Here is an 8,314-nt window from a genome sequence, read left to right as displayed (position 1 = left end):
CCGCTTTGCAGCGATCGGCGCTGCTTCACCGGGATGGACAGTCGGGCAGCGACGGTGAGCAGGTCGCTGTCGTCGGCGACCGGGAAACGGTGGTTGGTGAGCAGTGTGCGCATGGCTGCGGCCGCGGCCGACGCCGGGCAGCTCGTCCTGACCCACTTCATCTCCGCCGACCCGCAGTGGTTGGCGGCCCGACAGGCTGATGCCAGCCGTGTCTTCAGCGGCCCGGTGCACGTCGCCGCACCGGCCGCCCAATTCGACGCACGAATTTCTGGAAAGGTTCTCGGATGATTCCCGGAATCACTCGGGGTCTGCGCCGGCGCACCGCCCCGGTGGCGGCGCTGGCCGTCGCCGGGTTGCTCGCCATAAGCGCCTGTGGTTCCGACAGCACCAGCGGCTCGACCGCTTCAGGAGCCTCTAGTAACGATCCCATCACGATCAGTTTTCTTTCGTACAACTACGGTACGCCGGGTCTGGGTGGCGAGGGCATCCAGAACCTCCTCGACGCCTTCAAGGCGGCGAACCCGACCATCACGGTGAAGGCGGAGGGCGTCGCGGTCAAGGACGTGCTCACCAAGCTCCGGGCTGACACCGCCGCCGGCAGCCCGCCGGACGTCGCGCAGATCGGCTGGAGCAAGATGGCCTCGGCCTACGCCGCCCTGCCGATCGTGCCCGTGCAGGACCTCGCCCCCGCCGCCGAGTGGAAATCGCACACGGCCGGGATCTCGCAGAACCTTCTCGCGGCGGTGTCCGACGGCGGCAAGGTCAAGGCGATGCCGTTCACCATGTCGATCCCGACGCTGTTCTACAACGCCGACCTCTTCCGCAAGGCCGGGTTGGACCCCGACCAGCCGCCCACGACGATCGCGCAGATCAAGGATGCGGGCCTGGCGATCAAGAAGGTCGGCGCGAACGGTGCCTACATCGCTGTGGTGGACAGCGGTAAGTCCGACTACCTGACCCAGTCGCTGGTCACCACCAACGGCGGCAGCCTGGTCGGCCCGAGCGGAAGCATCGCCCTGGACCAGAAGCCGGCCGTCGACGCGCTGGCCGCCGTCGCCGACCTCACCTCCTCTGGTGCTGCGCCGTCGGTTGCCTCCGACGCCGCGCTCGCCGCCTTCAACAAGGGCGAGCTCGGCATGATCGTCGGCAGTACGGCGGTGCTCGCCAGCGCTCAGAAGGCGGCCGCCGGCAAGTTCGAGCTGCGCACTGCCGGGTTCCCCGGCATCGGCACCAATCCGGCCCGTCCGACCTACTCCGGCGCCGGGCTCGCGGTGCTCGCCAAGGACAAAGCACACCAGGACGCGGCCTGGAAGTTCATCAAGTTCCTCAGCAGCGAGGAGGGCTTCACCACCATCGCGACGAAGATGGGTTACCTTCCGCTGCGCGACACGGTCGCCAGGAAGATTGCCGACACGCCCATCGGGAAGCTGCTCGCCCCGCCGCTCGCCCAGCTGGCGACGGTCAGTCCGTACACCTTCTTCCCCGGGGAACGGGCCAGTGAGGCGGTGGTCGCGCTCCAGGACAACGCGGTCGCGCCCATCGTGCTTCAGGGCGCCGACCCACAGAAGACCCTGTCCGAGGTGGCCGGCAAGATCCGATCGTTGAAGTAGTTGATGCAGCAGTCATGACCGTCGAACCAATGGTCCGGGAGGCTCGGGGGAACCCGGGTCACCCGGTGACTGCCGGGTGGGGGCGCACCGGCCGGCGTGCTCCCACCTCCGGCCTTTTCACCCGGTTGATGCCGTGGCTCTACATGGGCCCGGTCCTTGTCTCGCTCGCGGTCTGGGTGTATGGGCCGATGGCATTCACCGCCGTGCTCAGCGTGCTGGACTGGAACCTCACCACTCCGGAGAAGTCCTTCGTCGGGTTCGACAACTACCTCCGGCTGATCGAACAGCCCGAGTTCGGGCATGCGCTGTACCGCACCGTCCTCTACGTGGCGGCCATACTTCCGTTCGCCAGTGCCGTCCCGATGGCACTGGCAATCATGTTGTGGAAGCGGCCGGGGCGCTCCAGCGACATCTACCGGGCACTGCTGTTCCTTCCGGTCGTGCTCGCCCCGGTCGCGACGGCGATCTCCTGGCAGTTCGTCCTCAACCCGCTCGGTGGGGTCGCGAACGAGGTCATGGCGGCGCTGGGGCTACCTGAACGCGACTGGTTGGGGGACCCGGACACGGCGTTGTTCGTCATCGTCGCGATCACGGCGGCGAAGGTCGTCGCGCTCAACATGCTGTTGTTCGGGGCGGCCCTGGCCACGCTGGACCGGCGCTGCATCGAGGCGGCGCGCGTCGACGGAGCCCGGGAATGGGAGATCACTCGGTTCCTCCTCGTCCCGCAGCTGCTGCGAACCGCCGCTCTGCTGAGCCTGCTGTGCGTGGTCTTCGTCAACCACTGGGTGTTCACCAACGTGGCAGTGCTCACCCAGGGCGGGCCGAACGACTCGACGGACTACGTCTACTACCGCCTCTACACCTATGCCTTCACCTTCTTCGACGTGGGCACCGGAGCGGCGGCGGCGATCACCATCGTTGCCGCGGTGGGTCTTGTGTTCGGGGTGTACTGGCTGATCGAGAAGAGGTCGCGTGACCGTCCATGACCGTCCGGCGCGGCGCCTGGGACGTCACGTGGTGCTGCTGGGGACCGTCCTGATCATGATCTTTCCGCTGCTGTGGGCGTTGACGACGTCCTTCAAGCCTGCGAACAACATCTACAGCACCAACCCGCTGCCACTGCCGGCGACGCTTGGGAACTACCGGTTCACCTTTGCGGAGTTCCCCATCGCCAGGCTGCTGCTCAACACGTTCGTCATGGCATCCGGCGCGACACTCCTCCAGCTCGTCGTCTCCGTCCCGGCGGCCTACGCGCTGGTGCGTCTGCGCACGCGGGGTCAGGGACTTGTCCTCGTCGCCCTCACGGTCGCGCTGGTCGTCCCGGCACAGGCGCTGATCATCCCGCACTTCCTGCTCGCCACCCGGCTGGAGTGGCGCAACACCTACCTCGGCCTGGTCGTTCCGCAACTGGCCACCAGCGCCCTGGCCGTCCTGCTCCTGCGGGAGCACGTCCGCAAGCTGCCACCGACGTTGGCCAGTGCCGCCATCCTGGACGGCGCCACTGCGTGGGAGGTGCTGCGGTTCATCGTGCTGCCGTTGCTGCGACCATCGCTCGCGGCGGTCGGCATCATCGTCTTCATCAACACCTGGAACGAGTACCTGTGGCCCAGTCTGATCGCACCGGGCCGGGAGAACACCACGATCCAGGTGGGTCTGGCGCTCTTCGGCAACCAGGAAGGGCAGGACTTCGGGCCTTTGCTCGCCGCTGCGATGATCTCGACGTTGCCGATCGTGGCCGTCTACATGTTCGCCTCCCGTCGCATCGCCGACGCCTTCCTCCAGTCCGGATTGCGGTGACTTCCATGACCGACCAGGTCCTCGACGCAGGACCCCGGATTCCTGCCGGCTCTCGACCCGGGTCCCAGGACGGCTCCCCGGACGAGCCCCCGTTCGCCGGTTCGCCATCCCTCTCCGCCGACGACTCCCGCGGGATCCGGCTCGACGGTGTCGTGAAGAGCTACGGGTCGCACACGGCGCTGGACACTCCGGTGCTGCACGTCCCCGAAGGCTCCCTCACCGTGTTCGTCGGGCCGTCAGGATGCGGCAAGTCGACGGCACTTCGGGTGATCGCCGGGCTGGAGTCACCGGACCGGGGGCGGGTCCTGATCGACGGTGCCGACGTGACGAGCCATCCGCCCGGTGCGCGCGACCTGTCCATGGTGTTTCAGGACTTCGCGCTGTACCCGCACATGACCGTCGAGCAGAACATCGGCTTCAGCCTCCGGCTGGAGGCCCGGCACAACCGGCGCAAGGGCCCCACCCGTGCGCAGATAGCCGAACGGGTCCGCGACGCCTGCAGCCTGCTGCGGATCGACGGTCTGGAGAAGCGGCGTCCTGCCCAGCTGTCCGGCGGTGAACGCCAGCGCGTGGGACTCGCACGCGCCATCGTGCGGCGGCCGTCGGTGCTGCTGCTCGACGAGCCGCTGTCGGCCCTGGACGCCCAGCTGCGACAGCACGCCCGCGCCGAACTCGTGCGGCTGCGGCGCGAGGTGGGCGCCACCATGCTGCTCGTCACCCACGATCAGCTTGAGGCGCTGTCGATGGGCACGCACCTGGTCGTGCTCAACTCCGGGAAGGTCGCGCAGGCCGGTACGCCCGTCGACGTCTACCAGCGGCCCGCCAGCACATTCGTCGCGGCCTTCGTCGGCAGCCCGTCGATGAACCTGCATCCGGTGCGAGGCGACGGCGTGGCGTTCGTCGCGCCCGGCCTGCGCGCCACCGTCGGCAACGCGGCGTCGGACTCCGGCAGACAGGCGCTGCTCGGGTGGCGTCCGGGTGAGGGCAGGCTGATCGGAGCGGATTCGGACGTGCCGAACGGTCCCGGCATGCTGATCGAGGGCGTCGTGGACGTGGTGGAGTTCACCGGCGACGGCGTGATCGTGAACTGCCGCAGTGAGCTGGGCCGGTGGGCGGTTGTCCTGCCTGCACACGACTGCGTGCCGGCGGCCGACGAGCGGCTGAGGGTTCACGTTCCCGCCTCGCGGCTGCATCTGTTCGACGCGGCCGGCGGGCGACGGCTGCCCGATGCTCCTGGAGACAACATCCTTGGCTGACGACGTCCGATCCGCCGACCGGCTCCTGCCGGCGGCCCAGATTCCGATGGCGGCCGAGGTGTCGGTGGTGTGGTGTGACTTCGGTGGTGTGCTGACCTCCCCGATCTCGGAAGCATTCGACCGGCTCGTGTCCGCGGCGGGGGTGCCGGCTGCGGCCCTGCGGTCCGCCATCAGCGCTGTCGCCGACGAGTGCGGCATGCAGCTGCTCGAACCGATGGAACGCGGGCTGATGCCGCAGCGTGAATGGGGTCTGCGGGTCACTGCAGCACTCGCCCCGGACTGGACGCCACGGGTCGACCTGACCCGGTTCGCCGACCACTGGTATGAGGGACGGACGATGAACAACGCCCTGCTCGACTGCCTGGCCGACTGCCGGCGCAGGGGGTTGCGGGTGGGGCTGCTCACGAACAGCGTGGCCGAGTGGGAACCACATCGCGCGGCGTTGATGCCCGACACGAGCATGTTCGAGGTGACCATCAACTCCCACGAGATCGGGCTCCGCAAGCCCGATCCGGAGATCTACCGGATGGCCGAGGACGCCTTCGGCGTGCAGCCCCGGCAGTGCCTGCTCATCGACGACACGCCGGTCAACTGTGCCGCCGCGCAGGCTCGCGGCTGGCAGACGATCCTGCACAGCTCGCTGGAGCACACTCTGAACCGCTTGGCACAGCTGTGACGGCGGGCGCTCCAACTGTGCTCTAACTGTGCCGCAGCACCCGCGCGATCATGGATGGTCGCAGCAGAGCTTCTGGCGGCTCCATCAGGTTTGCCAACCGCATGAACGTCCGCGCCACCGTCGGGTCCGCATGGGCGGCTATCCGAACCCGGTGCAGGTAGGCGTTGACCAGCCGGATGCGCAGGGTCCGTCGGCCCTGCACACCGGGGTGGTTGAGGTCGGCGTTGCTGGACATCTGCCAGGCGGTGTCGATCAGACGGGCGGCTTGCCGGTAGAAGCGCCGCGGCAGCGCCGGCTCGTCCGAGCACAGGCAGTCCCGCAGGGCCTGGACCTGTTGGGCGGCCACGGTCATACCTTGGGCATAGAGCGGATTGAAGCTGCACACGGCGTCACCGATCGCGAGGAAGCCTTCGGGCGGCATCCTGAGGTCTTCGTAGTGCCGGCGCAGAGAGCCGCGGAAGCGGTGCGGGACAGGGTCGCCCAGCGGCTCGGCCTGGGTGACGAGTTCATGGATGTCGGGTACCGGCAGCGTGGCGGCGAAGGCCCGGAATCCTTCATGATCTGTCGGTGGATGATCTCCGAGCATGCCTCCGAGCGTGATGTGCCACCGATCGCCCTCCAGGGCGATGGCGCCCCCACCCCGTTGTCCGGGCATGGTCGAGACGACAACCCCTATGTCGCCGCCGAGGTGTTCCGGCCGGCGGCGGAAGGTGCATGAGGAATAGCCGAGGTCGATGTCGATGCGTTCCTGCGACGGCTGGTGCTGGCCTATCTCGGTGAGCCACTGCGGTGCGCGGGAGCCGCGACCGGTCGCGTCGACCACGAGATCGGCGCTGATCACCTCGGTCCTGTCGGGGCGTGCGTCCGCCGGGTTCGTCCCGTCCGTCGGGGCGCCGCCGTCGAAGGCATCGTTCCTGGAGCCGTCGCCGGTGGGGACGACCCGCACACCGGCGACTCGGTTCGCCTCCCCGGGCGCTGTGATCAGCCCCACCGCTGTCAGTCGCTGCCGTACGCATACTCCTGGCAGAGCGGTCGCCCTGGCTCGCATGACGCTTTCCAGCAGCGGCCGGCTGGCCAGCAGCGAGGTCAGGCCGGTGGGGGTGGGGTGGACCTGCAGCCCGCTCAGATACCAACGTGACTTCACCAGTACCTCGGTCATGGGCGCACCACGCTCGCCGAGCTCGGCGGTCAGCCCGGGAAAGAGCTCCTCCATGATCTGACGCCCGCACTCCATCAGGCCGTGCAGGTGCCGGCCCTGAGGCGCGCCGCGGCGCTGTTCGACCTCGGGCAGCACATCGCGCTCGACAATGGTGACCCGCTGGTAGCTGTCAGCCAGTACCCGGGCAGCCAGTGTTCCGGCGATGCTCGCGCCGAGTACGACAGCGTGGCCGCGTGCGGTTGCCCGGGGTCCGCCTGGATTCGTGACCGTGTTCTTGTCCGCCATCGCGTCTCCTGTGGCTGCCGGCGCCGCGACCGGTGCGCATGAATCAATACTGATTGTCAAGTTGTTGTCGTAGGTCCTTGTCGACCGCCGTCGCCGGCGGACATATTCGAGCAACGGAACGGAAAGCCGTCAACCGGGATTTCATGAATCCTGTCGAACCATGCGCCGCGAGAATCGCCGGTGGCCGGTGGCCGGTCGCCTGCGCGTTGCCAGGCGTTGGTCCGAACAGTTTATAATTCATTCGCCGTCCGGCCGGTGAACGGTGCTCGAATATAGGCCGGTCTCGGCGTCCGTGCGGCGCTCGGTCTGTATCTGGCCACCCGACGACCGTGACTGTGTGCGGTGCCGCGGAGCACCGGCTGGAGTCATGTCGGCTCTACAGCGGTCTGGTCCGGCGGGGTGATCAAGGCCGGATGGTGGTGTTCTATCCAGTTTGGGTCGTGTCCGCGGGTTGCAGCAGCAGGCACGTGCTCGTCCCGTGGGCTATCAGGTTTCCGACGGGATCGGTGACGCGTGCTTCCGCGAGTGCGGTCCGCCTTCCGACGTGGATGGCCAGACCCTCGCAGGTGAGCCGGTCCGCGTCGAGTTTCACCGATCGAATGAAGTTGACCTTCAGCTCGAGCGTGGTGTAAAGAATCCCGTCGGGGAGCCTGGTGAAGACAGCGCTCCCCATGGCGGTGTCCATGAGGGTCGCAAGGACTCCGCCGTGCACGGTGTACATCGCATTGGCCGTGGCCGGTGAGGGCACAAGCGTGTAGACCGTCCGGCCCTCGTCCACCGACTCGACAGTGATGCCCAGCGAGTGGCCGACCCCGATCCCGGCCTGCAAACCGTACTCCAGCAGCTGCCGCAGTTCCCGAATGCGGCTCGGCGCGGAGGACTCCTCTTGCGTGCCGTTCACGTGCACGGGATTGTCCTCCTTTTGGTTTCCTCGCCCGGTGCCTGTTTCCTCACCCGGCATTCACCGGATGATATGGGACGCTCATTGAAACAGGACCACGAAACAGTGGACGACGGGTGAACGACCTGTTGCCGCAGGGGGCGGTCCTGGTCCCGGGCCCGGCTCGGCCGTGACGGCGTCAGCCCGGTGATTGTCCTCGTCCGGCCGAGTCGTACGGAAGTTCCTATCGTCTGATAGAAGTGGCCGCGGTCGTGCTGCGCGACCGTCGAGCTGCAGGGACAATGACCCCCGCAGACGTACACGACGCACGCAGCCGGAGGCCGCGTATGTGTTCCGCCATTCTGGACCTCACCGCAGCAGACAACACGGGCATCGACCCGGACGAATATATTCCAGCCCTGATGACCTGGCACTTCAGCGCCGAGACCGGGAGTCCGTACTGGCTGCGTCGCGCATCGAGCCTGGGCTTCGACCCCGTCACGGATGTTCGCACGTTCGCGGACCTCAGCTTATTCCCGAACGTCATCAACGAGTTCCGGGAAATCCCGGTCGAGGACCTGATTCCGCGCGGGCTCGACGGCGAGGATCGGAAGATCGCCGGGATCTACGAAAGCGGCGGGACGACCGGAG

Annotated in this window: 8 protein-coding genes and 1 pseudogene; 7 read left to right on the top strand and 2 right to left on the bottom strand. The window is 67.6% G+C overall.

Annotation, left to right across the window (positions count from 1 at the left end):
• The first annotated feature begins 111 nt into the window (after window positions 1-111).
• The 6 genes from DD1DGNOD_RS17910 to DD1DGNOD_RS17885 are packed head-to-tail and all read left to right on the top strand — an operon-like array spanning window position 112 to window position 5,339.
• Complete coding sequence (locus DD1DGNOD_RS17910; protein ID WP_430827833.1) at window positions 112-288, top strand: hypothetical protein; 177 nt, start codon at window positions 112-114, stop codon at window positions 286-288.
• Window positions 285-1,610 (top strand): extracellular solute-binding protein, encoded by a 1,326-nt coding sequence (locus tag DD1DGNOD_RS17905; RefSeq protein WP_131767622.1) that lies wholly within the window; start codon window positions 285-287, stop codon window positions 1,608-1,610. Before DD1DGNOD_RS17910 ends, DD1DGNOD_RS17905 begins: the two co-directional genes overlap by 4 nt.
• 14 nt (window positions 1,611-1,624) lie before the next feature.
• Window positions 1,625-2,596 (top strand): carbohydrate ABC transporter permease, encoded by a 972-nt coding sequence (locus DD1DGNOD_RS17900; protein ID WP_241255814.1) that lies wholly within the window; start codon window positions 1,625-1,627, stop codon window positions 2,594-2,596.
• Window positions 2,583-3,407, top strand: a complete 825-nt coding sequence (locus DD1DGNOD_RS17895) for a carbohydrate ABC transporter permease (protein WP_241251639.1) — start codon at window positions 2,583-2,585, stop codon at window positions 3,405-3,407. The genes DD1DGNOD_RS17900 and DD1DGNOD_RS17895 overlap by 14 nt, the downstream gene beginning before the upstream one ends.
• A gap of 5 nt (window positions 3,408-3,412) precedes the next feature.
• Complete coding sequence (locus DD1DGNOD_RS17890; protein WP_131770663.1) at window positions 3,413-4,663, top strand: ABC transporter ATP-binding protein; 1,251 nt, start codon at window positions 3,413-3,415, stop codon at window positions 4,661-4,663.
• Window positions 4,656-5,339: an HAD family hydrolase gene (locus tag DD1DGNOD_RS17885; protein ID WP_241251638.1), complete on the top strand. Its 684-nt coding sequence runs from the start codon at window positions 4,656-4,658 to the stop codon at window positions 5,337-5,339. The genes DD1DGNOD_RS17890 and DD1DGNOD_RS17885 overlap by 8 nt, the downstream gene beginning before the upstream one ends.
• Before the next feature lie 22 nt (window positions 5,340-5,361).
• Here the strand turns inward: DD1DGNOD_RS17885 and DD1DGNOD_RS17880 are convergent, their stop codons facing one another.
• Window positions 5,362-6,783 (bottom strand): NAD(P)/FAD-dependent oxidoreductase, encoded by a 1,422-nt coding sequence (locus DD1DGNOD_RS17880; RefSeq protein WP_131767620.1) that lies wholly within the window; start codon window positions 6,781-6,783, stop codon window positions 5,362-5,364.
• 424 nt (window positions 6,784-7,207) lie between these two features.
• Entirely contained in the window at window positions 7,208-7,690 is a 483-nt protein-coding gene (locus DD1DGNOD_RS17875) for a PaaI family thioesterase (protein WP_430827832.1), read from the bottom strand.
• A 320-nt stretch (window positions 7,691-8,010) separates the two neighbouring features.
• On the opposite strand from DD1DGNOD_RS17875, the pseudogene DD1DGNOD_RS17870 reads away from it, so the two are divergent.
• Window positions 8,011-8,314: pseudogene (locus DD1DGNOD_RS17870) on the top strand (phenazine antibiotic biosynthesis protein); the annotation flags it as partial.

Source organism: Candidatus Protofrankia californiensis (assembly GCF_900634765.1).
Taxonomy (GTDB): Bacteria; Actinomycetota; Actinomycetes; order Frankiales; family Frankiaceae; genus Protofrankia; species Protofrankia californiensis.
This window is presented reverse-complemented; position numbering and strand designations above follow the sequence as displayed.